Source organism: Mesorhizobium sp. B2-4-15 (genome assembly GCF_006658505.1).
Lineage (GTDB): Bacteria > Pseudomonadota > Alphaproteobacteria > Rhizobiales > Rhizobiaceae > Mesorhizobium.
The window spans coordinates 48,192-71,050 of record NZ_VFUZ01000026.1; the positions used below are offsets into that span (position 1 = coordinate 48,192).

The 22,859-nt window shown below is 63.8% G+C and carries 24 protein-coding genes; 13 read left to right on the top strand and 11 right to left on the bottom strand.

The window, feature by feature from the left end:
• Nucleotides 1–94: 94 nt before the first annotated feature.
• A complete protein-coding gene (locus FJ930_RS24755) occupies nt 95–1,282 on the top strand; it encodes an HlyD family secretion protein (RefSeq protein WP_141840477.1) in 1,188 nt (395 codons plus the stop codon).
• A 72-nt stretch (nt 1,283–1,354) separates the two neighbouring features.
• On the top strand, nt 1,355–2,950 hold the full coding sequence (locus tag FJ930_RS24760; RefSeq protein ID WP_141840478.1) for a DHA2 family efflux MFS transporter permease subunit: 1,596 nt from the start codon (nt 1,355–1,357) through the stop codon (nt 2,948–2,950).
• Between the two features lie 117 nt (nt 2,951–3,067).
• Here FJ930_RS24760 and msrB read toward each other — a convergent pair whose 3' ends face one another.
• The 4 genes from msrB to FJ930_RS24780 form a co-directional block, all read right to left on the bottom strand.
• Nucleotides 3,068–3,571, bottom strand: a complete 504-nt coding sequence (gene msrB, locus FJ930_RS24765) for a peptide-methionine (R)-S-oxide reductase MsrB (protein ID WP_140743914.1) — start codon at nt 3,569–3,571, stop codon at nt 3,068–3,070.
• 198 nt (nt 3,572–3,769) lie between these two features.
• Nucleotides 3,770–4,327, bottom strand: a complete 558-nt coding sequence (locus FJ930_RS24770) for a fasciclin domain-containing protein (protein ID WP_141840479.1) — start codon at nt 4,325–4,327, stop codon at nt 3,770–3,772.
• A 224-nt stretch (nt 4,328–4,551) separates the two neighbouring features.
• Complete coding sequence (locus tag FJ930_RS24775) at nt 4,552–5,274, bottom strand: anti-sigma factor (RefSeq protein ID WP_141840480.1); 723 nt, start codon at nt 5,272–5,274, stop codon at nt 4,552–4,554.
• Nucleotides 5,271–5,810, bottom strand: a complete 540-nt coding sequence (locus FJ930_RS24780) for a sigma-70 family RNA polymerase sigma factor (protein WP_141840499.1) — start codon at nt 5,808–5,810, stop codon at nt 5,271–5,273. The genes FJ930_RS24775 and FJ930_RS24780 overlap by 4 nt, the downstream gene beginning before the upstream one ends.
• Before the next feature lie 136 nt (nt 5,811–5,946).
• Between FJ930_RS24780 and FJ930_RS24785 the strand changes: the two genes are divergently transcribed.
• A complete protein-coding gene (locus tag FJ930_RS24785) occupies nt 5,947–7,443 on the top strand; it encodes an amidase (RefSeq protein WP_141840481.1) in 1,497 nt (498 codons plus the stop codon).
• Nucleotides 7,444–7,602: 159 nt separating this feature from the next.
• Nucleotides 7,603–8,496: an acetylglutamate kinase gene (gene argB, locus FJ930_RS24790; RefSeq protein ID WP_140609858.1), complete on the top strand. Its 894-nt coding sequence runs from the start codon at nt 7,603–7,605 to the stop codon at nt 8,494–8,496.
• Between the two features lie 33 nt (nt 8,497–8,529).
• On the opposite strand, the gene FJ930_RS24795 is transcribed toward argB, so the two are convergent.
• The 3 genes from FJ930_RS24795 to FJ930_RS24805 all read right to left on the bottom strand — a co-directional run bounded on the left by FJ930_RS24795 (nt 8,530) and on the right by FJ930_RS24805 (nt 11,217).
• On the bottom strand, nt 8,530–8,988 hold the full coding sequence (locus FJ930_RS24795; RefSeq protein WP_140743922.1) for a RidA family protein: 459 nt from the start codon (nt 8,986–8,988) through the stop codon (nt 8,530–8,532).
• Nucleotides 8,989–9,042: 54 nt separating this feature from the next.
• Nucleotides 9,043–10,629, bottom strand: coding sequence for a magnesium-protoporphyrin IX monomethyl ester anaerobic oxidative cyclase (gene bchE / locus FJ930_RS24800; RefSeq protein WP_141840482.1), 1,587 nt, complete (start codon nt 10,627–10,629; stop codon nt 9,043–9,045).
• 111 nt (nt 10,630–10,740) lie between these two features.
• Nucleotides 10,741–11,217: an Lrp/AsnC family transcriptional regulator gene (locus tag FJ930_RS24805; protein ID WP_141840483.1), complete on the bottom strand. Its 477-nt coding sequence runs from the start codon at nt 11,215–11,217 to the stop codon at nt 10,741–10,743.
• A 139-nt stretch (nt 11,218–11,356) separates the two neighbouring features.
• Here FJ930_RS24805 and phhA point away from each other — a divergent pair, with 139 nt between their 5' ends.
• A complete protein-coding gene (gene phhA, locus FJ930_RS24810) occupies nt 11,357–12,193 on the top strand; it encodes a phenylalanine 4-monooxygenase (RefSeq protein ID WP_141840484.1) in 837 nt (278 codons plus the stop codon).
• A 165-nt stretch (nt 12,194–12,358) separates the two neighbouring features.
• On the opposite strand, the gene FJ930_RS24815 is transcribed toward phhA, so the two are convergent.
• Nucleotides 12,359–12,805, bottom strand: coding sequence for an Lrp/AsnC family transcriptional regulator (locus FJ930_RS24815; RefSeq protein ID WP_246677014.1), 447 nt, complete (start codon nt 12,803–12,805; stop codon nt 12,359–12,361).
• A 435-nt stretch (nt 12,806–13,240) separates the two neighbouring features.
• On the opposite strand from FJ930_RS24815, the gene FJ930_RS24820 reads away from it, so the two are divergent.
• From FJ930_RS24820 to FJ930_RS24830, 3 genes are all read left to right on the top strand, one after another.
• Nucleotides 13,241–14,005 (top strand): transporter substrate-binding domain-containing protein, encoded by a 765-nt coding sequence (locus tag FJ930_RS24820; protein WP_246677017.1) that lies wholly within the window; start codon nt 13,241–13,243, stop codon nt 14,003–14,005.
• 79 nt (nt 14,006–14,084) lie between these two features.
• Nucleotides 14,085–15,389, top strand: a complete 1,305-nt coding sequence (locus FJ930_RS24825) for an FAD-binding oxidoreductase (protein WP_141840486.1) — start codon at nt 14,085–14,087, stop codon at nt 15,387–15,389.
• Nucleotides 15,386–16,360: an amino acid ABC transporter permease gene (locus FJ930_RS24830; RefSeq protein ID WP_141840487.1), complete on the top strand. Its 975-nt coding sequence runs from the start codon at nt 15,386–15,388 to the stop codon at nt 16,358–16,360. Before FJ930_RS24825 ends, FJ930_RS24830 begins: the two co-directional genes overlap by 4 nt.
• A 219-nt stretch (nt 16,361–16,579) precedes the next feature.
• On the opposite strand, the gene FJ930_RS24835 is transcribed toward FJ930_RS24830, so the two are convergent.
• On the bottom strand, nt 16,580–17,341 hold the full coding sequence (locus tag FJ930_RS24835) for a GGDEF domain-containing protein (protein ID WP_141840488.1): 762 nt from the start codon (nt 17,339–17,341) through the stop codon (nt 16,580–16,582).
• A gap of 161 nt (nt 17,342–17,502) precedes the next feature.
• Here FJ930_RS24835 and FJ930_RS24840 point away from each other — a divergent pair, with 161 nt between their 5' ends.
• The gene (locus FJ930_RS24840) at nt 17,503–18,219 is read left to right on the top strand and encodes a pyrimidine 5'-nucleotidase (RefSeq protein ID WP_141840489.1); all 717 of its coding nucleotides are present in this window, start codon (nt 17,503–17,505) and stop codon (nt 18,217–18,219) included.
• 79 nt (nt 18,220–18,298) lie between these two features.
• Here the strand turns inward: FJ930_RS24840 and FJ930_RS24845 are convergent, their stop codons facing one another.
• Nucleotides 18,299–19,144, bottom strand: a complete 846-nt coding sequence (locus FJ930_RS24845) for an LOG family protein (protein WP_140744105.1) — start codon at nt 19,142–19,144, stop codon at nt 18,299–18,301.
• 143 nt (nt 19,145–19,287) lie between these two features.
• Between FJ930_RS24845 and dapD the strand changes: the two genes are divergently transcribed.
• The 4 genes from dapD (at nt 19,288) to FJ930_RS24865 (ending at nt 21,709) form a co-directional block, all read left to right on the top strand.
• Complete coding sequence (gene dapD, locus FJ930_RS24850) at nt 19,288–20,142, top strand: 2,3,4,5-tetrahydropyridine-2,6-dicarboxylate N-succinyltransferase (RefSeq protein ID WP_141840490.1); 855 nt, start codon at nt 19,288–19,290, stop codon at nt 20,140–20,142.
• 71 nt (nt 20,143–20,213) lie between these two features.
• The gene (locus FJ930_RS24855; protein WP_141840491.1) at nt 20,214–20,585 is read left to right on the top strand and encodes a DUF805 domain-containing protein; all 372 of its coding nucleotides are present in this window, start codon (nt 20,214–20,216) and stop codon (nt 20,583–20,585) included.
• Entirely contained in the window at nt 20,578–20,955 is a 378-nt protein-coding gene (locus tag FJ930_RS24860; protein WP_246677015.1) for a DUF805 domain-containing protein, read from the top strand. The genes FJ930_RS24855 and FJ930_RS24860 overlap by 8 nt, the downstream gene beginning before the upstream one ends.
• Before the next feature lie 34 nt (nt 20,956–20,989).
• Complete coding sequence (locus FJ930_RS24865; RefSeq protein WP_140743946.1) at nt 20,990–21,709, top strand: hypothetical protein; 720 nt, start codon at nt 20,990–20,992, stop codon at nt 21,707–21,709.
• A gap of 40 nt (nt 21,710–21,749) precedes the next feature.
• On the opposite strand, the gene FJ930_RS24870 is transcribed toward FJ930_RS24865, so the two are convergent.
• A complete protein-coding gene (locus tag FJ930_RS24870) occupies nt 21,750–22,766 on the bottom strand; it encodes a 2-dehydropantoate 2-reductase (RefSeq protein WP_141840493.1) in 1,017 nt (338 codons plus the stop codon).
• Nucleotides 22,767–22,859: the final 93 nt, after the last annotated feature.

Below are 22,859 nucleotides of genomic sequence, written 5' to 3' on the forward strand. Positions count from 1 at the left end.
GTTCGATTGCCTCTTGATATGGTCCTCTTTTCGCGCTATGTCAACGGCCGGATCGAACCGAACGGTTCAGTATTATAACAATTAGAGAGATGTCATGTCCTCGAACGCGCCCTCGACCGCCGAAGTCCGTCCTTTTCCCCACGCCAAGGTTGCCCCGGCGACGGAAGCACCGGAAGTCCCTTTCCAGCCTGTCGTTGCACCGCCGCCCGCGGAGGCGCCGGCAAGGAAGAAGCGTTCGGTGCGCTCGTTCCTGCTGCCGATCATTGGCCTTGCCCTTCTGACCGGTGGCGCCTGGTATGGCTATGACTACTGGACCACGGGCCGTTTCATGATTTCGACCGACGACGCTTACGTCCAGGCAGACATGGCGTTCGTTTCGCCCAAGATTTCCGGCTATGTCGATCAGGTCAAGGTCAGCGAGAACCAGGTGGTCAAGGCCGGCGACCCGCTGCTGACGATCGACGACGGCGACTACAGAATAGCCGTTGCCCAGGCCGAGGCGCAGATTTCCACGCTGGCGAAGACGCTCGACCGTATCGACGCGCAGACCAAGGCCGCGCAGGCGTCCCTGCAGCAGGCGCAGGCGCAGAAGGTCGCCGACCAGGCGGCCGCCGACAACGCCGCCCGCGCCCAGCAGCGCGCCGCGCAACTGGTCAAGACGCATGTCGGCACCCAGGCACAGCTGGACGACGCCCAGACCGCGCTCGACCAGGCCAATGCCGCTCTCGTCGGCGCCGACGCGCAGATCGCGGCCGCCCAGGCCAATATCGGCGTGCTCGAGGCGCAGCGCGCCGAGTCGGCGAGCACGCTCGCATCCTTGCAGCTCAGCCACGACAAGGCCGCGCGCGACCTGTCCTTCACCGTGCTCAAGGCGCCCTATGACGGTATCGTCGGTAACCGTTCGGTCGAGCAGGGCGACCTCGTCAGCCCCGGCCAGAAACTCGCCGTCGTCGTGCCGATGGACAAGCTTTACATCGTCGCCAATTTCAAGGAGACGCAGCTTGCCCGGCTGGTGCCGGGCGAAAAGGTCAATATCTCGGTCGACGCCATCGACGGCAAGCCCATCCAGGGAACCGTCTCGTCACTCGCTCCGGCGTCAGGCGCGGTGTTCTCGCTGCTGCCGCCCGAGAACGCCACCGGCAACTTCACCAAGGTGGTGCAGCGCATCCCGGTCCGCATCGATGTCCCGGCCGATGCCCTGAAGACCGGCAAGTTGCGCGCCGGGCTCAGCGTTGTCGTCGCCGTCGACAGCCGCACGGCGCCGGCCACGACCAGCAACTAAGCGCTTTCGGAGGGCGGCTCGGCGGCTTATCAAGCGCCGGACCGCCCGGCCTGCCTCAAGGAGGCTCAGGAAATGGCAACCGCAATCATCACCGCAGGATCGCCGCCGGCAAGGCCGGCCGTTCCCGACACCATCTCGACCCGACGCGTCATCGCCTTCCTGGCGATGGTGTTCGGCATGTTCATGGCGATCCTGGACATCCAGATCGTCTCGGCCTCGCTGGCCGAGATCCAGGCGGGCCTCAGCGCCAGCTCCGACGAGATCCCGTGGGTGCAGACCGCCTACCTCATCGCCGAGGTGGTGATGATCCCGCTGTCCGGCTTCCTCAGCCGCATGCTGTCGACGCGCGTGCTGTTCACCATCGCGGCGGCGGGCTTCACCGCAGCCAGCGCTCTTGCCGCGACAGCCACCAATATCGACCAGATGATCGTCTATCGCGCCGTGCAGGGCTTCATCGGCGGCGGCATGATCCCGAGCGTCTTTGCCGCGGCCTTCACCATCTTCCCGCCCTCGCGCCGCGCCATCGTCTCGCCGATGATCGGCCTGGTGGCGACGCTGGCGCCGACCATCGGCCCGACCGTCGGCGGCTATATCAGTCACGCCTTTTCATGGCACTGGCTGTTCCTGGTCAATGTCGTGCCCGGCATCCTGGTGGCGACCGCGGCCTGGTCGCTGATCGATTTCGACAAGCCCAACCTCAAACTGTTCAACAAGTTCGACTGGTGGGGCCTGGCCGGCATGGCGGCCTTTCTCGGCTGCATGGAATATGTGCTGGAAGAGGGTCCGAACAATGACTGGCTGCAGGACCAGGCCGTGTTTATCTGCGCCATCGTCATGACCATCGGCGCGGTGATCTTCTTCTGGCGTGTGTTCACCGCCGAGGAGCCGATCGTTGACCTCAAGGCGTTCAGCAACATCAACTTCGCCTTCGGCTCGCTGTTTTCCTTCGTTATCGGCATCGGCCTCTACGGGCTCACCTATCTCTACCCGGTGTTCCTCGGCCACATCCGCGGCTACGATTCGATGATGATCGGCGAAGCGCTGTTCGTCAGCGGCCTGGCCATGTTCGTCACCGCGCCCATCTCCGGTTTCCTGTCGAGCAAGATGGACCTGCGGCTGATGATGATGATCGGCTTCTTCGGCTTCGCCACCGGCACATGGTGGATGACGCATCTGACCGCCGACTGGGATTTTTATGAGCTGCTCATCCCGCAGATCCTGCGCGGCTGCTCGATGATGCTGTGCATGGTGCCGATTAACAACATCGCGCTCGGCACCTTGCCGCCCGACCGGCTGAAGAACGCGTCCGGCCTGTTCAACCTCACCCGCAATCTGGGCGGCGCGGTCGGTCTTGCCCTCATCAACACCGTGTTGATCGACCGCAATGCCTTCCACTATGCAAGGCTCGCCGAGCATGTGCAGTGGGGCAGTGCGGCCGCGCAGACCAAGCTGCAGAACATGACGCTCAACTTCGAGCAGAGCATTGGCCTCGACGCCAGCACCGCCGCGATCTCCAAGCTGTCGGGCATGGTCCATCAGCAGGCGGCGCTGCTGTCCTTCATGGATGTGTTCTACCTGCTGACGGTGCTGTTCGCGACGCTTGGCCTGTTCACCATGCTGATCAAGAAGCCGGCAGCGCCCGGTGGCGGTGGCGGCGGCGGGCACTGAAGCAAGGAACCGTGGCAGCGGTGATCGGGAAGCTCCTCCAGTCCACGCCCGAAAACCCTGACCGCGCAAAAACTCCGGGTCGCAAGGCCCGGAGTTTTTTAATTCGGATTAGAGCTTTCAGGCCGTGGCGGGCTTGAAGGTCAGCGCCACGCCGTTGATGCAGTGGCGCAGGCCGGTCGGCGCCGGGCCATCGTCGAAGACGTGGCCCAGATGGCCGCCGCAGCGGCGGCAGTGCACCTCGGTGCGGGTCATGCCCAGCGACCGGTCCTCGGTCTTGCCGATGCCATTGGCGATCTCCTGCCAGAAGCTCGGCCAGCCGGTGCCGGAATCGAATTTCGTCTCGGACGGATAGACCGGCAAATCGCAGCCGGCACAGGCGAATATGCCCTTGCGATGCTCGTTGAGCAGCGGGCTGGTGCCGGGATACTCCGTGCCCTGCTTACGCAGCACGTCGAAGGCGGCCGGCGACAGGATGGCCTTCCACTCGTCGTCGGTCTTGGTGACCTCGAATTTTTCGGCGGCCCGTGCGGGCTGCGGGCTGCCCATGCGCAGCATTGTCGCCGCGGCTCCTACGATGCCGATGGCGGCGGCGCCGCTCAAAAGAAAGTCGCGACGGTTCATCACCAATTCCTCCTGTTGTCCTTTTGCCAGACCGCGCCGCCACGCGGAAATCAAAAGCCGGTGACGGTTCACTCCCGAACGAACTCCGCGCCGTTCGATGTGAACGGCGCGGAGCGCGTGCCGGTTGCCGATCACGGGAGCGGGACCATGCAATCGACGAGAGCTCTTGCTGCGACTTCGTCGGCGGCAAGTCCTTTGTTACATCTTTGGCAGCAAAACCTTGTCGATGACGTGGATGACGCCGTTGGACTGTTCGACATCGGCGATCGTCACATCGGCTGCATTGCCGTTCTCGTCCGTGACGGTGACCTTGCCGCCAGCGGCCTTCAGCGACAACTCGCAGCCGCCGACCGTCTTGACCTTGTGCGTGCCGCCGTCGGCCTTCGCCATCGAGGCTACGTCCGCCGCCATCGCCTTGGCGCCGATCACATGGCAGGTCAGGATCTTGACGAGCTTGTCCTTGTTCTCGGGCTTGAGCAGCGTCTCGACCGTTCCGGCAGGCAGCGCCGCAAAGGCCTCATTGGTCGGCGCGAAGACCGTAAACGGTCCGGCGCCCCGCAGCGTGTCGACCAGCCCGGCGGCCTTGACCGCCGCGACCAGCGTCGTGTGATCCTTCGAATTGACGGCGTTGTCGACGATGGTCTTGTTGGCATACATGGCGGCGCCGCCAACCATCGGGTTTTGGGCATAGGCGGCGGTGGCCAGCGCGGAGACAACGATCGAACCGGCGAGCAAAAGGGTGGCGAATCTGCGCATGATGTTCAAACTCCTCGGGTTTCTCTTCCCATTTTTGGGGACGCGAAAGATACGGAGCACAAATGCGGGAGTTTCAGAATGTTTTGTCTTATTTAGCTTATTTAGCTTTAGTGAAGGGATTTATTCCACCCAAAGTTTGCCGGCTCACGCGGTCGCTTGGACATGCGTGACATAAGATGGATTGTAATTATTCTGGCGGCGGCCTCGCGGTGAGAGGTGGCGGGTCAGATGCCCTTCAGATCGCCGGCCGCGACCACCGGTCCGGTCGGCTGGCCGGTCGGCGAACCGCCAGATGGCTCCAGGCTGACCGCCAGCACAGCCCCCTGCGCGAGCTTCTGCTGCGTGGCGGGCGAGACGCCGATATGCGCCGTCGCACCGGCCGGGATGACGCCCATCGAGACCGGCGCGTTCTTGCCCTCGATCATCCACAGTTCGAAGTCCTTGCCGGATGCGAGCGCACCGGAAACATGCGACAGGCTGACTTCATGCCGTTCTGAATCATAGACGGCGAGATATTTGACGTCGCTGCCGTCGGCGGCGAGCGAGGCGACCAGCCGCGTCTGCGGCTGTTCCGCCGGCCGATTGACATAGGGGACCGTGACATAGAGTGCCAGTGCCGCGACAGCCGCGGTGGCCAGCCCGCGCCAGAAGGCGAGGCTGGACCATAGGCCGGCGCGCGGCTCGGCGGCCGGCTCGGTGGCGCCGGAGAACAGGCGGCGATCGACCGCGGTCTTCACCGCTGCCGGCGGCTCGACGTCCGGATAGGCGGCGGCGAGCGGCGACAGGCGGGCCTCCCAGCCGTCGACGAGCCGCGCGAAATCGGCCTCGGCGTCGATCCGCCTGGACGCAATCCGCCGTTCTTCCGCCGGCAGAACGCCGAGAACGTATTCGGCGGCGAACAGGTCGTCGCCGCCACGTTCCGGTCCATTGTCCTCTGCCAGCGTCATCTTTCCAGGCATTCCCTGAGTTTCATCAGGCTACGGCGCAGCCAGGTACGCATGGTGTTCAGCGGCACGCCGTGGCGCTCCGCAAGTTCGGCATAGCTTTCGCCCTTGAGATAAGCGCCCCGGACGGCCGCCGCCCGGTCCTTCTCCAGCTCGTCGAGACAATGATGGACGCGTTCGGATTCGTCGCCCGCCACCACCATCGCTTCGGGTCCAGGCGCCGGATCGGCCACGTCGAGCGCGGCATCGATATCGGCGGATGGCTTGCGCCGCGCCCTGACGCGATCGATCGCGTGATTGCGGGCGATCGCCACCAGCCAGGAGATCGGGCTCAGGTCGGAGACGGCAAAGCGGTCCGCCTTTGTCCATATCTTGACGAAGACTTCCTGCAACGCTTCTTCCGCATCTCCCCGGTCGTTCAATACACGAAGGCACACGCCGAAAAGTTTCGCGCTGGTCCGCCGGTAGAGCAGATCGAACGCGGCCCGATCCTTCATGGAAGTCCGGACGATCAGCTTCGTGATGTCCTGCGGCGTCATGCGGGGCAAATTAGGTGATTGCATTGTATTTGCAACGACGGAATATTCCGTGCGCCTAAAGTTCCGGCGTTCCGGCGCCGGCTTCAATTGCCAAGTAAATCGCCGCTGGCTAACTTGGGGGAGTGGGGAAGCACTGATGTCGATCGAACGGATCCTTTGGGAGGAAGACGCAACCAGCCTCGCCAGCATGGTGCGTAAGGGCGACCTGTCCGCGATCGAACTGACCAATGCGGCGATCGCGCGCGCCGAGGCCACCCGGCCCGAGATCAATGCCACGGCCGAACCGCTCTATGACGCGGCACGGGCACGGGCAAAGACCATCGACCGCTCGCTGCCGCTGGCCGGCGTTCCCTTTGCCATCAAGGACCTCGGCATTGCCATCAAAGGCGTGCCGTCGCATGGCGGCAGTCGCATTCCGGCCTGGCTGCCCGACTTCAATTCGACCATGACCGAGCGCTACCTCGCCGCCGGGCTGATCCCGATCGTCACCTCGACATCGCCCGAGCATGGGCTTCGGCTGATGACCGAATCAAAAGCCTTCGGCATCACCCGCAATCCCTGGAACATCGGCCACACCAGCGGCGGCTCGTCGGGTGGCGCGGCGGCGCTGGTCGCCGCCGGCGTCGTGCCGGTGGCGCATGCTTCCGATGGCGGCGGCTCGATCCGCGTGCCTTCCGCCTGCACCGGGCTTGTCGGCCTCAAGACCTCGCGCGGCCGCATCCCGCTGACGCCGCTGGTGAGCGAAAGCTGGTACGGCATGGTGGTCGACCATGCCGTTACCCGCTCGGTGCGCGATTGCGCGCTGCTGCTCGACCTCACCCATGGCCCCGACTCCTTGTCGCCCTATGCGGCGCTGCCGCCGAAGGGCACATTCGCCGCCGCCGCGGCGCGCGATCCCGGCAAGCTCAGGCTGGCCGTGTATCGCAAGTCGCCGCTTGGCCTGCCGATTTCGGCCGAGACGCTTGTCGCGCTGGACACGGCGGTGGCGCTCGCCCGCGAAGGCGGCCATACGGTCGAGGACATCGACCTGCCCTTCATCGGCCGCGATTTCTTCGCCGACTTCTGCAGGACGGTCGCTTCCGCCGTTGCCGGCATGCTGCGGGCGGAAAAGCTGCGCGTCGGCCGTTCCGTCACCGGCGACATCGAGCGCGCCACGCGGGTGCTCGGCCGGTTGGGCGAAATGATCTCGGCCGGCGAGACCTATGCCGGCCTGCAGCGGCTGCACGCCGCCTCGCGGCAACTGATCGCCGAGACCGCGCAATATGACGCCGTGCTGATGCCCATCATAGCCCACCCGCCGCTTGTCTGCGGCGCCATGGACCCGAAAGGCGCCGATGAGCTGATCGAAAACCTTCTCGACAAGCTGCATCTCACGCCCCTGCTGAAGCTGAAGCCATTGTTCGGCCAGCTGATGGACAAGAGCCTTTTGTTCACCCACTGGCCGGCGATTCACAATGTCAGCGGCCAGCCGTCGATCGCGCTGCCGGTCCATGTGACGGACGCCGGCCTGCCTCTCGGCATCCAGGCCGCCGGCCGCCCGGGCGACGAGGAGACGCTTTTGTCGTTCGCCGCGCAGATGGAGAAGATTTCGGGTTGGCTGAAGCAGCGGGCACCGCTGATGGTGCCTTCATGATGACGAGGTCGTGAGCCACCCGAATATGACAGCAAAGCCATTTGCGGGCGACGCCAATTCCCGCTAAGACGCCGCCGTTCTTTCCACGTGCATGTCGCCCAAAGGTGCTCAGGTGTTTTGGGACGACGACATACATATCCAAAGCCGGGAACCATGCCGATGACGGACGTCGCCGCCACCGCCGAAATGCAAGCCGCCCTCCTGTCGCGGGCGCTGCCCTACATGCAGCGCTACGAGAACAAGACGGTCGTTGTGAAATATGGCGGCCACGCCATGGGCGACAGCGAACTCGGCAAGGCCTTCGCCCGCGACATTGCTTTGTTGAAGCAGTCTGGCGTCAATCCGATCGTCGTCCATGGCGGCGGGCCGCAGATCGGCGCAATGCTGACCAAGATGGGCATCGAATCCAAATTCGAGGGCGGCCTGCGCGTCACCGACCAGAAGACGGTCGAGATCGTCGAAATGGTGCTGGCCGGCTCGATCAACAAGGAGATCGTCGCCCTGATCAACGCCGAGGGCGAATGGGCGATCGGCCTGTGTGGCAAGGACGGCAACATGGTGTTCGCCGAAAAGGCGCGCAAGACGATGATCGACCCGGACTCCAACATCGAGCGGGTGCTTGATCTCGGTTTCGTCGGCGAGCCGGTCGAAGTCGACCGCACGCTGCTCGACCTTCTGGCGCGCTCCGAAATGATCCCGGTGCTGGCGCCGGTGGCGCCCGGCCGCGACGGTCACACTTACAACATCAATGCCGACACTTTTGCCGGCGCCATCGCCGGCGCCTGCAAGGCCTCTCGCCTTTTGTTCCTGACCGACGTGCCCGGCGTGCTCGACAAGAACAAGAAGCTGATCGACGAGCTGACCGTCGCCGAGGCCAGGGCGCTGATCAAGGACGGCACGGTCTCTGGCGGCATGATCCCCAAGGTCGAGACCTGCATCGAAGCGATCGAGCGCGGTGTCGAGGGCGTCGTCATCCTCAACGGCAAGACCGCGCATTCCGTACTGCTCGAACTCTTCACCGAGCACGGCGCCGGCACGCTGATCGTGCCCTGAGGTGGTGCGGCGACAGCGCTGGCTGACACGCGCCTAATCCGGCAGGGCCGCGACCGCCACGATTTCGACGACGAGGTCGGGATGGGCGAGTGCGGCGACTCCGATCACTTCCGACGGTGGCGGATTGTTGTAGCTGCAATGCTTGGGACAGTGCTCGGCGAAAAATTCATCCATCACGTCCAACCGAAAATTTGGCGAGCTGAGGGCACCTCCGTTCGGGAATGGTCCCGTGACGTATTGAGTGATCTTGATGAGGTGTTCGAGCGAACTGCCGAGCTCCTCCAGATCTGATTTGATGTTCATCAGAATGGAGCGCCATTGCGTCGCTGCGTCACCAACGGCACCGCCCTTGCCACTGGACGGATCGTAATTTTCGGCGGTGCCTGTATTGCCGGCAAGAAAGACATATCCCTTGGCTCCCGTCACGACAGTGCCTTTTCCCCAAGGCATCTGCCGGTCACCCTTCATCTTCTTGTACGTGACAAGGTTCATCGCTTCCTCCTGCCGGTAGCCAGCGGCCCAATTGCAAAGTTAGCGCATTGCCCGTCAACGGCCAGGGTTGGTCCGGCCTCCGGCGGTGGAACGCGGAAGAGGACCGCTCAGGCGCCGCGCGACTGCCGCCGCTTTTCGCGCTGGTCGCGGAACTGCCATAGATTCCTCCTCGGCGTCCTGCGGCGCGCCCCAGAACGCGGCGAGTGTCGGACCATCCTTCGTCCGGCGGTCCGTCATCAGAAACCCCCAGACTTCCCGAAACCACACGCGCCGGCCCATCTTCGTATACCAGCGCATCGAGTGCCGCTGCTCGGGATCCCTATGGAAAAGGATGCGCGCCAGCGCCTTCGGCCGCGACTGCACCGCCAGCTCGATCAGCTTGACGCTGAAGAACAGCATCCACGGCTTCAGCCGCGTCATGTGCAGCACCTGGTGCTTGTAATCCCACAGCCGCGCGTCCTGCTGGATCACCTTACGGTCGCGGGCGATCCTGAAGAACGGCGTCCAGCGGTGCGGCGTCACGTAAAGCGCCTGGATCTGGTCGGGGTCATAGGCGAGGAGCTGGCGAAAGCCGCGCCAGAGGTCGCGAAACCCCTCGTCCTCGAAGCCTGCCACCCAGGTCGCCATCGACAGGATGCCGTGTTTCCGCAGCAGCCTTATCGCCTCGCGGTCGGATGAGGTGCTGCCGCCCTTGCGGATCAGTTGCAGCGTATGCTCGTCGGTGTTTTCCATGCCGAGCAGCCAACGGATGACGCCGGCCTTGCGGTAGAGATGCAGGATGTCGGCGTCGCGCACGATGTCGTCGGCACGCGTCGATCCGACGATCAGCACCGGCACGTTCTCAGCAATCATCGCATCCAGGAAAGCGCGCCAGGCCTTTTTCGAAACCGTCGGATTCTCGTCGGCCAGATTGATCAGTTCGACGCCGTGCTCGCGATGCAGCCAGGCGATCTCCCTGGCGAACTTCACGGGGTCGCGGTGCCGCCAGCGGGTCCAGAAGCCGCGCTGGCCGCAATAATTGCACAGATGCGGGCAGCCGCGCGAAAACTGCATGACCACGGCGCGCTTGCCGCCCCAGTAGCTGTACTTGGGGTGGTCGATCAGTTCCCAGCCGACGCGGTAGGCGTCGAGCTCGGTGATCGTCATCGCCGCCTGTGTGGCGAAAGGCCGGTCAAGGTCGTCACGATAGGCGATGCCGGCCACGCTTGCCGGCGGCTGGTGCATTTCCAGCGCCTCGACCAGCGCCACAGCGGTTGCCTCGCCCTCGCCGCGCACGATGAAGTCGAAGACGTCGGTCGCCGCCAGTATGTCGCGCCAATGATAGGTCGGAAAGACGCCGCCATAGATGATGATGGTGGCGGGTTCGCGCTCCTTGATCATTTCAGCGATCAGCAGGGCGGTCGGGTGCGCCGAGGTCGATCCGGAATGGCCGATCAGGACGAAGTCGGGGTGGTCATCCAGCGCGTCGCGCACCACCATGTCGAGCGGCATCGGCCCGAATTCGGCATCGACGAGCCGCACGTCATGGCCAGCATCGATCAGCGGACCGCCGATCGCCAGCAGGCCGAGCGGCGGCAGATGGTCGTCCGGCACGCGGCTGCCGATGGCGGTATGCGGTGGGTTGATCAGGACGATTTTCATGACGGACCTCCTCGCTGGCTGGTCCGTTCATGCTGGCCGGCGCGCCGGGCGCCGAATGGGCCGATCCCAGCAGTTTGCGTGCAGCTTTTCCGCAAAAAACCGGAAGCGGCCTCAGCGCTTCAGATGCCCGAGCGGCACGTGGCCGGGTCCCTTGATGTTCTGCAGCACCAGTTGCGTGTGGACGTCGCGCACGCCGTCGAGCCGCATCAGCCGGTGCATGACGAAAGCGTTGAGGTCGTCGACCGACGGCACCATGACATGCAGCAGGAAGTCATGGTCGCCGGTCATCGTCCAGCATGACGACACCTCGTCCATGCGCTGGACCGCGGCAATGAAGCTCTCGGGCGATCCGTCGCTGTGGCTGACCAGGCGCACCTGGATGAACACCTCGACCATCAGGCCGACCGCGCGCCGGCTGATCACAGCGGCGAAGCCCTTGATGACGCCGGCATCCCGCAGCGCTTCGAAGCGCCGCGCGCACGGCGTCGTCGACAGGCCGATCTCCTGCGCCAGCTCGGAGACAGGCTTGCGTCCGTCGCGTTGCAGGACATCGAGCATCTTGATCTCGAAATCGTCGAACTGAGGCATTTTCACTCCTTATAGGCGCCCCTTGAGTGAATATTATCCAGAATACGCCGTTCGATCCATCATCAAAACCGATTTGCCTCAGGAAATCCGATTAATCTTCGGGCACGTTCGCCATTCATGATTTGTGAGGAGAAAAACCATGACGACGATGAGCGTTGCCGAATATGCCCGCGACTGCGCGGCGCAGGGGTTGCGCGGCGATTATTCAGTCTGCCGTGCCGATTTCACCGTGGCGCAGGGCTATGACTATAGCGCCGAGGAACAGGCGGTGTGGCGCACGCTGTGCGACCGCCAGACCGAACTGACGCGCAAGCTCGCCCACCACTCCTATCTCGATGGCGTCGAGAAGCTCGGCCTGCTCGATCGCATTCCCGATTTCGAGGACGTCAGCGCCAAGCTGCGCGAGCTGACCGGCTGGCGGATCGTCGCTGTGCCGGGCCTCATTCCGGCCGCCCCCTTCTTTGATCATCTCGCCAACCGCCGCTTCCCGGTCACCAACTGGCTGCGCACGAGGCAGGAGCTCGACTACATCGTCGAGCCCGACATGTTCCATGATTTCTTTGGCCACGTGCCGGTGCTGTCGCAGCCGGTATTCGCCGACTTCATGCAGATGTATGGCAAGAAGGCCGGCGACATCATCGCGCTCGGCGGCGACGAGATGATCACCCGGCTCTACTGGTACACGGCCGAATATGGCCTGATCCAGGAGGCTGGCCAGCCGCTGAAGGCCTTTGGCGCCGGCCTGATGTCGTCCTTTACCGAATTGCAGTTCGCTGTCGACAGCAAGGATGCCCATCATGTGCCCTTCGATCTCGAAACGGTGATGCGCACCGGCTACGAGATCGACAAATTCCAGCGCGCCTATTTCGTGCTGCCGTCCTTCGACGTTTTGCGCGACGCCTTCCAGACCGCGGATTTCCAGGCGATCGTCGCGCGCCGCAAGGACCAGCCGGCACTCGACCCGGCGACGGTATAGCCCCTGGGCCGGATCTGACCGGCCGAGGTGACATCACGTCGGCACAAATTCCCGGTCGGCCGATCCTTCTCTCGGCCGCCGGTATGCCGCGGACGGCTTCTTGGAGGCTTCGGCGGCGCCGGTGTCTGGCACCGTTGGCGCGACGCCCATCTTACCCCGTCTGGCTTACAATGCGTAGATGTTGCGATTGAACTTCGTTTCCATCACCACATGGGAAGCGGTTTTAACGACGCCGTTGATTTCATTGACGGCATTCACCTCCCGGTTGAGCTTCTCGAGCGTGTCGGCGGCAAGGTGGATGATCAGGTCCCATTCGCCGGTTATGGCAAAGACCGCCTGGATCGACGGCATCGCCTTGATCTTTCTGGAGACGTCCGGGTAGCTCTTGTTGTTCAGGGCGGCGAAGGTGAAACAGTGGACGGAATTCTGGGCCGCCGCCTTGGTCAGCCGCACGGCATAGCCTTCGATGATCCCGCTCGCCTCGAGTTTCTGTATCCGCTCCTGCAGCGCCGTCCTGGATACGCCGAGCTGACGTGCCAACGATGCGACCGGCTCGCGCGCGTTCTTCTGCATCAGCGCGAGCAACTGGCGGTCCTTCTCGGTCAATTCCACAATCAAATCCTCTCGCACGGTCGGCGCTGGAACGGTCAAATCGGTCGGCACGATCCTATCGGTTGAACCGCCCCGGCGACAATCCTGAGCAAAGGCTCAAGCCGGCGGTGCTGGGCGCAACATCCGGCATTATGCCGCCTCGAGGCGCGCAATGACTGCACGATCGCCATTATCCGGCATTTCGCCGGGTAGAACCCTTCTTTTTGCGACCCGACTGTCAGACGTAACAAACGCCGGTCCATCGGAGGGAACCAGCTTCGGCTGTGGTGGGCACAATCGAAACCTGGTCCGCGTTGACCTTGCGGCCGAAAGCACTGGGGTCCGACGCCCGTCACGCATCATGTCAGTTTCAAACACGAGGGAGGGATAACTTTGAAAAAGCTGCTCGAATTCGCCGTTCTTGCCGCCGCGACGTTCGCGGTCACAACGGCAGCCATGGCCGGGGAAACCTTGGACCGCGTCACGTCCAAGAAGGCGATGGTCGTCGCGACAAACGCGGCTTGGCCACCGCAGAGCTTCCTCAACGACAGCAACGAACTCGCCGGGTTCGACATCGATGTCTCGCGCGAGATCGGCAAGCGGCTCGGTGTCGAGGTCTCGTTCGAAACGCCCGACTGGGCGACGCTGACCGGCGGACGTTGGCAGGGACGTTACGACCTCGGGGTCGGATCGGTCACGCCGACCAAGGCCCGTTCCAAGGTGATCAATTTTGTCGGTATCTATTATTACAGCCCCTATGTCTACGTCGTGCACAAGGACAGCAACGCCAAGTCTGTCGCCGATCTCAACGGCAAGGTGATCGGCGTCGAGACGGCCACCACCTCGGAGGACTTCATCCGCCGCAAGCTCGAAATCGACGCCCCCGGCCTGCCTCCCGTCGAGTACAAGCTCGAACCGGGCGAGATCCGCACCTTCGCCGATTCCATGCTTCCCTTCGATGATCTGAGGCTTGGCGACGGCGTGCGCCTGAATGCCGTGATCGCGCCGGAACAGACGGCGCAGAACGCCATCAAGAATGGCTATCCCGTGAAGATCCTGGAAGGCGAGTACGCTTTCCGCGAACCGCTCGTCGTCATCGCCGAGAAGAACGACCCCCAGTGGACGGCAAAGGTCGCGGGCGTCATCGCCGAGCTGAAGACGGACGGCACGCTCGCCGCGCTGACCACGAAGTGGTACGGCAAGGACTACAGCGCCAAGTGAGATAATTCCGCCGGCTGCCGTCTGGCGGCCGGCGGGCGTCACCCCGCCAAATGCACCGTCACTTACCGCAAAGTCGCCGATGGCCTATCCCGACACCTACTATGCCCGCACCGCTATCGACCGCAAGACGAGGCCTCCTCTCCAGGGCGATGCGCAATGTGAGGTGGCCGTCGTCGGTGCGGGACTGGCCGGTCTGACGACAGCGCTGCAGCTGGCGCGCGCCGGATTGCATGTCGCCGTGCTGGAAGCCCAGTCTGTCGGTTTCGGCGCCTCCGGCCGCAATGGCGGTTTCGTCACGCCCGGCTTCGCCACCGGCGGCGAGGCCATTGCCGCGCGTGTCGGCAGGGAGGCGGCGCGAGGACTGCACCGGCTGTCGATCGAGGGCGTCGAATTCGTGCGCGACACCATCGAGGCGCTGGCAATAGCCGCCGCCATGCCGCGCGCCGGCCTGCTCAGTGTCCTGCGTTACGACGACGGCGACGCGCTAAAGGCCTATGCCGAGCAGATGGTGCGCGACCACGGTTACGAGCTTCAATATCTAGGCACGGAAGCCGTCCGCTCGGTGCTGAGGTCTGCTCGCTACCATCAGGGCCTGCGCGACCCGAACGCCTTTCACATCCATCCGCTGAACTATCTGCGGTCCCTGGCCGACGAGATCGAGCGCCTGGGTGGCAAGATCCATGAGAGTTCCGAGGTGGTGCAATGCGACCTGTCCGGGACGCGAAAGATGCTCCACACGGGACAGGGCACGCTTCGGGCGTCCCATGTCGTGCTGGCAACCGGCGGCTACACCGGTCCAGTGTTCGGCCAGCTACACCGCGCCTTTCTGCCCATCGCGACCTATGTGATGGTTTCCGAGGCGGCTCCCCGCCTCATTGCGCAGGCCGTCGCCACGACGGATGCAGTCGGCGACAACAGGCGGGCCGGCGACTATTATCGTCTGGTCGAAAGCGGCAATCGCCTTTTGTGGGGCGGGCGCATCACCACGCGCGCCGCTTCCGCCGACGCGTTGGCGCGCGAACTGCGCCGTGAGATGGTCGGCACCTACCCGCAGCTCGCCGGCCTCAAGACCGAATTGGCCTGGTCCGGATTGATGTCCTATGCCCGGCATCTGATGCCCCAGATCGGAGAACTGCAGCCGGGTGTCTGGTATTGCACCGCTTTCGGTGGCCATGGCCTCAACACCACGGCGATTGCCGGAAAACTCGTCGCTGAAGGCATTCTGGGCGTTTCGGACCGGTACCGGCAGTTCGCGCCGTTCGGGCTGAGCTGGGCAGGCGGCGCCGCCGGCTTGGCCGCCGCGCAGGTCACCTACTGGAAATTGCAGGCGCAGGACTGGTGGCGGGAACGCCGCGCCACCGCCAAAGACAAGGTGGCGGCATGATCGGCAGGCTGATGCTCTCCAACCCAGGGATCGCCCGCCGTGCGGCGGCCGTGCTTGTTCCGGCACTGCTGGCAGCGGCCCTCTACACCATGGGCATCAAGTCGAGCTGGATCGGCTCGTTGATGCCGGTTGCATCCGACTGGTTGCAGGCCAACCCGGCCCTGTCGCGCGCCCTTTCCGCCGTGTTGATCGCGCTCCTGGTGTTGGTGAATTGCAAGCTGCTGCTGCTCCTGCCGCGACGCCAGCAGATCGCCGGCGTCTGGATCGAGCTGTTCGCGCTGCTGATGCTGTTCTTCTACTCCTTCGACCTCTCCTTCGCTTTTATCGCCAGGAAGGTCGGCTTCCTGATCACCCAGGGTGTCGCCACGACGCTTTACATCTCGGCAATCTCGATCCTGATCGCGACGACGATCGCGCTTGTCGGCGCCATCGCCAAGCTGACCGGCAACGGCCTCGTTTTCGGGCTGGCGACCTTCTACACGTCGCTGTTTCGGGGCCTGCCGCTGCTGATGCAGATCTACATCATCTATCTCGGCCTGCCGCAGGTCGGCTACGTGATCGGCGCGGTGCCGGCCGGCATCCTGGCGCTGTCGTTGTGTTATGGCGCCTACATGACCGAGATCTTCCGCGCCGGCATCGAAAGCATCCCGCGCGGACAAAGCGAAGGCGCGACCGCGCTCGGCCTGAGCCCGGGTCAGACCATGGCGCTGGTCATCCTGCCGCAGGCCATGCGCGTCATCATCCCGCCCACCGGCAATCAATTCATCGCCATGCTGAAGGATTCCTCGCTCGTATCCGTCGTCGGTGTCTGGGAGATCATGTATCTCGCCCGCACGATGGGCCAGACGGAGTTCCGCCATATCGAGATGCTGATCACCGCTTCGATGATCTACTGGATACTCTCGATCGCGCTGGAATTCGGCCAGGCCTATCTGGAACGGCGTTTCGGCAGGTCCGAGCGGCAGGCATAGGCGCCCTCACGCTTTTGCATCACCGCGCCGACCTGACAGCGATCAACAAACCGTTGACCTGACCGGCAACCGCGCCCGTCGCGGGCGCGGAAGTCCCTGGCCACTCAGACGGATATCACCGTGCACCTTGGTGCCACGGTAGAAATCCTGCGGCTTGTCGCTGAACTCCCGCGAGCCGGCTTCCAGCCCTAACGGGTCGGGTTTGCCAGGCCGGCCCGCTCACGCGGCCTCGGAAATGTCCGTACCGAGGATCGTCTGGTTGCGGCCCCGGTGCTTGGCCTGGTAGAGGCGCCGGTCCGCGGCGCGCATCAGCTCCGATACGTTGACATCCTCGCCGCAGACCGTGCCGCCGATGCTGACGGTCAGCGGAATGGTCCGTTCATCGACAGGCCGGAAGCGGATCAGCTCGACCTCGCGGCGGATCCGCTCGGCAACGCGCTTGGCCTCTTGCTCGGTGGCTCCGACAAGATAAGCGCCGAACTCCTCCCCGCCGATGCGGCCGAGCACGTCGCCGCTGCGCACGCCGCGCTCGATGGCGCTGGCGATCAACAGCAGCGCGTCGTCGCCGGTCAGATGCCCGAAATTGTCGTTGATCGTCTTGAAATGGTCGGCGTCGATGATCAGCAGCGAGCCGCGGTCCGACTTGCGCCGGGAACCGTCCAGGGCGGCAAAGAAGCTTTCCCGGTTGAGCATGCCGGTCATGTCGTCGCGGCTCGCCTTTTCCGCCAGGCGGCGGTGCGCCGCGGCGAGTTCGGCATGGGCGCGGGCAAGTTCGCGGTGCGCGTTCTGCAGTCGGTCACTCTGCCAGAAGGTGCTGACGCAGGCCACCCACGCAAGCACAAGCGGACAGAGCGTCGAGGTCAGCCAGATCGTCCGGTTGATCGGGAAACCCATGGCCGGAACGATGATCAGCGTCAGCAGGAGAGAGGCGGCGACGGAGGCAAAAGCGACGGCGGCGGATTTCAGAATGATGCTGTTCATCGCGGGCTCCCACAGGTATGCCTCTGTGCCAGCAAGCCCTGAAGGCCACCTTTCCCGGTTGCTTAAAATTTGAATGGTGGGGTCATTTCCGCCACTGCCGGCGCGCGGAAGTTGTGGATAAAGTTCCTTCCAGAATTCCCGTTTCATGCCATAAGGAGCGCATGACCACGCTCCCTGATCCCGCCCGCTTCGCTCATGTCACCGATTGGGTCTTCGACCTCGACAACACGCTTTATCCGCACCATTCGAATCTGTTCTCGCAGATCGACGTCAAGATGACCGCCTATGTCGGGGAACTGCTGGCGTTGCCGCGCGAGGAGGCGCGCAAGCTGCAGAAGGAGCTCTATCTCGAATATGGCACGACGCTGAACGGGTTGATGACGCGCCACGGCATCGATCCCGACGATTTTCTCGAGAAGGTCCATGACATCGACTATTCATGGCTGGTGCCCGACCCGGTCCTGGGCACCGCCATCCGCCAGCTTCCGGGCCGCAAGTTCATCTTCACCAATGGCGACCGCAAGCACGCCGAGCGCACCGCGCGCCAGCTCGGCATCCTAGATCATTTCGACGAAATCTTCGATATCGTCGCGGCCGATCTCAATCCCAAACCCGCCCGCCAGACCTACGAGAAGTTCGCCGAACTGCACGCCGTCACCGGCCACAATGCGGTGATGTTCGAGGATCTGGCCCGCAACCTGGCCGTGCCGAAGTCGCTGGGCATGACCACCGTTCTCGTGGTGCCGCGCAATTTCGAGCCGACTTTTTCCGAGATATGGGAACGCGACCCCGCGCAGGAGGACGACGTCGATTTCGTCACCGACGACCTGGCCGGGTTCCTGACAGGGATAGTCGCGGGGGTAGGGCAACAAGAGTGAGGCAGTAGGCAGTAGGGGATAGGGAGTAGGCAAACACAGTGCTTCCAGTCTCCGCTTCGAGCGCAATTCTTCTACTGCCTTACTCCCCTAATTTGTAGAAGCGGCTGATGATGTCCCAGGCCTCGTCGGCGGTGTCGACGAAATCGATTATGTCCTGGTCGCCGGGGCTGATCGTGCCTTGCTCGGCGAGGAAGTCGAGGTTGATCGCCCGTTTCCAGAACGACTTGCCGAACAGGATCACCGGCACGCGCTCCATGCGCCCGGTCTGGATTAGGGTCAGCGTCTCGAAGAATTCGTCCATCGTGCCGAAGCCTCCCGGAAACACCGCCACCGCCTTGGCGCGCATGACGAAGTGCATCTTGCGGACGGCGAAATAGTGGAAGTTGAAACAGAGCTCCGGCGTCACATAGGCGTTCGGCGCCTGCTCGTGCGGCAAGACAATGTTGAGCCCGATCGACGGCGCGCCAACATCATCGGCGCCACGGTTTCCCGCCTCCATCACGCCCGGACCGCCGCCGGTCACCACGACATATTCGCGGTAGTACGATGTGGCCGACTGCTGCGAGCACAGGCGGGCGAATTTGCGCGCCTCCTCGTAATATTTGCTGTTTTCCTCGAGGTTCTTCTTCTGCGTCTCGTTCTTGGCCGCCCAGGCTTCGCCACCGGGCTCCGGCAGGCGCGCGCCGCCGAACAGAATCACCGTCGAGCGGATGCCGCGCTCGGCCAGGATCATTTCCGGCTTCAAGAGTTCCAGTTGCAGCCTGACCGCGCGCAGTTCGCGCCGCGTCATGAAGTCGGGATCGTTCCAGGCCAGGCGGTAGGTTTCGGCCCGCGTCTGCGGTGTGTCCGGCACGCTTTTCGACCGCTCCAGATCCTCGTCTGAATGCGGCAGCGGCGTCCATCCCGCCTTTTCCATGGGAGTCATCGAATCCACCCGTCCATTCCTTTACTTGCGTCGTCCCGTGACGCAGCCACGATTGACCCTCATTGAGCCTTAACATAGGGTCCGCGCGACTTTTAAACAGGTTAAGGCGCAGCCCCTTAACAGCTTGGTAATGGAGCGAAATCATGTCGAAGCCCGATCTGGCGAGCCTCGAAAAGACTATCGACAAGGCCTTCGAGGAACGCGACGCCATTTCGACGGCGACACGCGGCGAGACGCGCGACGCCATCCAGTCGGCTCTCGACCTGCTCGACCGCGGCACCGCCCGCGTCGCCGAGCGGCAGGCCGACGGCAAGTGGCACGTCAACCAGTGGCTGAAGAAGGCCGTGCTGCTCTCCTTCCGCCTCAACCCGATGGAGATCATCAAGGGCGGTCCGGGCCAGGCCGTCTGGTGGGACAAGGTGCCGTCCAAGTTCGACGGCTGGAGCGCCGTCGATTTCGAGAAGGCGGGCTTCCGTGCCGTGCCGTCGTCGATCGTGCGCCGTTCCGCCTATGTCGCCCCGGGCGCCGTGCTGATGCCGTCCTTCGTCAATGTCGGCGCCTATGTCGATACCGGCACCATGGTCGACACCTGGGCCTCGGTCGGTTCCTGCGCCCAGATCGGCAAGAATGTCCACCTGTCGGGCGGCGTCGGCATCGGCGGCGTGCTGGAGCCGATGCAGGCCGGCCCGACCATCATCGAGGATAACTGTTTCATCGGCGCGCGTTCCGAGGTCGTCGAGGGCTGCATCGTGCGCGAAGGCTCGGTGCTTGGCATGGGCGTCTTCATCGGCCAGTCGACCAAGATCGTCGACCGCGCCACCGGCGAGATCTTCTATGGCGAAGTGCCGCCAAATTCCGTGGTCGTCGCCGGCTCGCTGCCGGGCAAGCCGTTACCCAATGGCGAGCCTGGCCCGAGCCTCTACTGCGCCGTCATCGTCAAGCGCGTCGATGCCAAGACCCGTTCCAAGACCTCGATCAACGAGCTGCTGCGCGATTGATCTTTCCGCAAAGCGGGCGCACCTTCCGCCGGCGCGGCAATCGGTCGCGCTGGTTCAAATGGAGGGGTGACATGGACTGGAAGTATCTGCTGACAAGTTTCGACGGTCGCATCAACCGGGGCAAATTCTGGGCCGGCATAGACATATTCGTCGTGATCGCCATCATAGCCATCATAGCCTTCATCCTCGATGCTATCCTGGGCACGCGCTTCACGACGGCCAGTGGCGCCCAGGTCGGCATCATCGGCATCCTCGTCGCGCTGGCATCGATCTATTTCGCGATTGCTCTCTATGCAAAACGCTGGCACGACCGCAACAAGTCGGGCTGGTGGACGCTGATCGGCTTCGTACCCGTCATTGGCGGCATCTGGCTGCTGGTCGAGCTCGGCATCCTCGAAGGCACCAGGGGTGCCAATCAATATGGATCGGACCCGCTTGCCTGACAGATCAGATCTCACCTGGCTCTTCTTCAAGACATCGGGCCGCGTCAGCCGCGCGGCCTATTTTCTCGGCGGATTGCTTGTCGCCATTATCCAGGCCTTCCCGCTGTACCGCTTCACGCTGGTGCCGGAAGGCTCGGCCGAGAGCAACATGTGGTCGTTCATCTTCTTCATCGCTTTCGTCGCCTCGCTGTGGTCGAACATCGCGCTGGCGGTAAAGCGGCTGCACGACCTCGACAAACCAGGCATTGCCGCGCTGATCCTGTTCGTGCCGGTCGTCTCGATTGTCGCCTTCCTTGTGCTGTGCCTGTTTCCAGGGCAGCCTGGGCCCAACCGCTATGGCATGCGCACCAACGAGCCGGCTCAACCCTGAGGCCCGATTCATGAGGGGGGGCGGATATCTCGCCATGCGCTACCGCACGCTTGATCCGAAACTGATCGTCGAGACCGCCGAACGCCTGGAAGGCCGCATCGCCGACCGTTTCCCGGAAGCGGGCTTGCGCGGCGTCGCGGCCGAACTGGTGTCGTTGTCGCGCGATCTGGCCAAGGCGGCAAAGGCGCTCGAGGAACCGATATGGTGGCTGCGCGGCCTCATCGTCGCGGCCTTCATCGCCGGTGTGCTGATCTTCCTGTTCGTCGGCACCATCCTGCCGCTCGACCGCATTTCCGGAACCGACGATGCCGTGCAATCGGTGCAAGGCATCGAGGCCTCGATCAACACCGTCATACTCGCCGTGCTCGGTTTTCTGGCCCTGGTCCGCACCGAGGAGCGTATCAAGCGCAAGAAGGTCTTTCGCCAGCTGCATGGCCTGCGCTCGCTGATCCACGTCATCGACATGCACCAGCTCACCAAGGACCCGGCGACGCTTTCGGCCAGTTTCAAGCCGACCGCTCACTCCCCGGCTCGCCGTCTCACCACCGCCGCCGACCTGGCGCGTTATCTCGACTATTGCTCGGAGATGCTGTCGATCACCGGCAAGGTCGCCGCCCTGTTCGCCCAGTCGGTCAACGACGACGTGGTCATCGACGGCGTCAACGACATCGAGAATCTGAGCTCGAACCTGTCGCGCAAGATCTGGCAGAAGATCACCTTGATCGAGGACCGAGGCTCTCGATCACCCAAATAGGGCATGATGTCGTCCTAAAACCGCTTCACACTTTTCGGTATCATGCCCTGACGGTATCCGGCGACAGGCCAGGCGCACCACGCCTGTCGGCCTCCGCCTGATGCACGAGCGCCGCCACGTGCCGTATGATCGGCGCCGGCGTACCCGCCTTTTCGGCCAGGCGTAAAATGGCGCCCTGCAGGTCGTCGATCTCCGTCGGACGGCCGCGCTGCAAGTCGTCCCACATCGACGACCGCGCTTGCGGGTCGATCGCCAGCATCCGCCGCGCCAGCAGTTTGAACAGCCAGTCCGGCAGCCTCAGCACCTTGGGCAGCAGCGCCGGCCGCAGGCCGGCGATCCGCGCCGGCTCGATGCCGCAGGCCTTCATCGCCCGCAGCGCCTCGTCGATCTGGCTGGCCAGGATCAGCCGCCAGCGGCGATCGGCGAGTTCGCTTGCCAGCGGCAGGTCCGACAGTGCCACCAGCGCATTGTTCAGGTTCATCAGCAGCTTGCACCACAGCACCGCCTTCATGTCGCGATGGGTTTGGACGGCAAAGCCTTCGACATCGAGAAGATTGGCAAGGCCGTCGCTGTTCTCGATCATGACCTTGCCGTCGCTGGCGCGGCGTACCTCGAGCGGCAGTTCGCCGTCCGGCGATAGCACGACATTGAACGGCACCATCCCGGCCAGCACGGTCCGCTGGCCAAGCCCGGCGCGCAGCCTGTCGGCATTGTCGACGCCGTTCTGCAGGCTGACCACGATGGCATCCGGGCGGGCATGCGCCTCGATGAGCGCTGCGATCTCCTGCGTCGCGCCGCTCTTGACGGTCACCAGGATGACGTCCGCTTGCGGCAAGGCGGCTGCGGGATCGGCGGTGATTCCAAGCGCCTCCGGCTTGATCAGGCGATCGCGGCCTTCAAGGTCGCTGATGCGCAATCCGCCCTGCCGCAACGCTGCCTCGATGCGCGGCCGGGCGAGCAGGACGACCTGACGACCGGCAAGCGCCAGGCAGCCCCCGGCGTAGCAGCCGATGCTGCCCGCGCCGGCGACGACGATCCATTTTTCCCCACTTGCCATCCTGCCGCTCCGCACCTGCCGGTAACGATACGACGTGAATACCATAATGTTGGCGGTATCGTCGGGCATTGCGCTGGCCCCTATGTCTGGCCG

What these genes read in the sequence shown, in the direction of transcription:
- argB (WP_140609858.1), top strand. Translation starts at nt 7,603, where the DNA reads ATGACGGACGTCGCCGCCACCGCCGAAATGCAAGCCGCCCTCCTGTCG.
- FJ930_RS24830 (WP_141840487.1), top strand. Translation starts at nt 15,386, where the DNA reads ATGATCGGCAGGCTGATGCTCTCCAACCCAGGGATCGCCCGCCGTGCG.
- FJ930_RS24795 (WP_140743922.1), bottom strand. Translation starts at nt 8,988, where the DNA reads ATGAACCTTGTCACGTACAAGAAGATGAAGGGTGACCGGCAGATGCCT.
- FJ930_RS24805 (WP_141840483.1), bottom strand. Translation starts at nt 11,217, where the DNA reads ATGCCTCAGTTCGACGATTTCGAGATCAAGATGCTCGATGTCCTGCAA.
- FJ930_RS24775 (WP_141840480.1), bottom strand. Translation starts at nt 5,274, where the DNA reads ATGACGCTGGCAGAGGACAATGGACCGGAACGTGGCGGCGACGACCTG.
- FJ930_RS24755 (WP_141840477.1), top strand. Translation starts at nt 95, where the DNA reads ATGTCCTCGAACGCGCCCTCGACCGCCGAAGTCCGTCCTTTTCCCCAC.
- phhA (WP_141840484.1), top strand. Translation starts at nt 11,357, where the DNA reads ATGACGACGATGAGCGTTGCCGAATATGCCCGCGACTGCGCGGCGCAG.
- FJ930_RS24835 (WP_141840488.1), bottom strand. Translation starts at nt 17,341, where the DNA reads ATGAACAGCATCATTCTGAAATCCGCCGCCGTCGCTTTTGCCTCCGTC.
- FJ930_RS24825 (WP_141840486.1), top strand. Translation starts at nt 14,085, where the DNA reads ATGGCCTATCCCGACACCTACTATGCCCGCACCGCTATCGACCGCAAG.
- dapD (WP_141840490.1), top strand. Translation starts at nt 19,288, where the DNA reads ATGTCGAAGCCCGATCTGGCGAGCCTCGAAAAGACTATCGACAAGGCC.
- FJ930_RS24870 (WP_141840493.1), bottom strand. Translation starts at nt 22,766, where the DNA reads ATGGCAAGTGGGGAAAAATGGATCGTCGTCGCCGGCGCGGGCAGCATC.
- FJ930_RS24770 (WP_141840479.1), bottom strand. Translation starts at nt 4,327, where the DNA reads ATGCGCAGATTCGCCACCCTTTTGCTCGCCGGTTCGATCGTTGTCTCC.
- FJ930_RS24785 (WP_141840481.1), top strand. Translation starts at nt 5,947, where the DNA reads ATGTCGATCGAACGGATCCTTTGGGAGGAAGACGCAACCAGCCTCGCC.
- msrB (WP_140743914.1), bottom strand. Translation starts at nt 3,571, where the DNA reads ATGAACCGTCGCGACTTTCTTTTGAGCGGCGCCGCCGCCATCGGCATC.
- bchE (WP_141840482.1), bottom strand. Translation starts at nt 10,629, where the DNA reads ATGAAAATCGTCCTGATCAACCCACCGCATACCGCCATCGGCAGCCGC.
- FJ930_RS24760 (WP_141840478.1), top strand. Translation starts at nt 1,355, where the DNA reads ATGGCAACCGCAATCATCACCGCAGGATCGCCGCCGGCAAGGCCGGCC.
- FJ930_RS24845 (WP_140744105.1), bottom strand. Translation starts at nt 19,144, where the DNA reads ATGACTCCCATGGAAAAGGCGGGATGGACGCCGCTGCCGCATTCAGAC.
- FJ930_RS24820 (WP_246677017.1), top strand. Translation starts at nt 13,241, where the DNA reads ATGGCCGGGGAAACCTTGGACCGCGTCACGTCCAAGAAGGCGATGGTC.
- FJ930_RS24865 (WP_140743946.1), top strand. Translation starts at nt 20,990, where the DNA reads ATGCGCTACCGCACGCTTGATCCGAAACTGATCGTCGAGACCGCCGAA.
- FJ930_RS24840 (WP_141840489.1), top strand. Translation starts at nt 17,503, where the DNA reads ATGACCACGCTCCCTGATCCCGCCCGCTTCGCTCATGTCACCGATTGG.
- FJ930_RS24780 (WP_141840499.1), bottom strand. Translation starts at nt 5,810, where the DNA reads ATGACGCCGCAGGACATCACGAAGCTGATCGTCCGGACTTCCATGAAG.
- FJ930_RS24855 (WP_141840491.1), top strand. Translation starts at nt 20,214, where the DNA reads ATGGACTGGAAGTATCTGCTGACAAGTTTCGACGGTCGCATCAACCGG.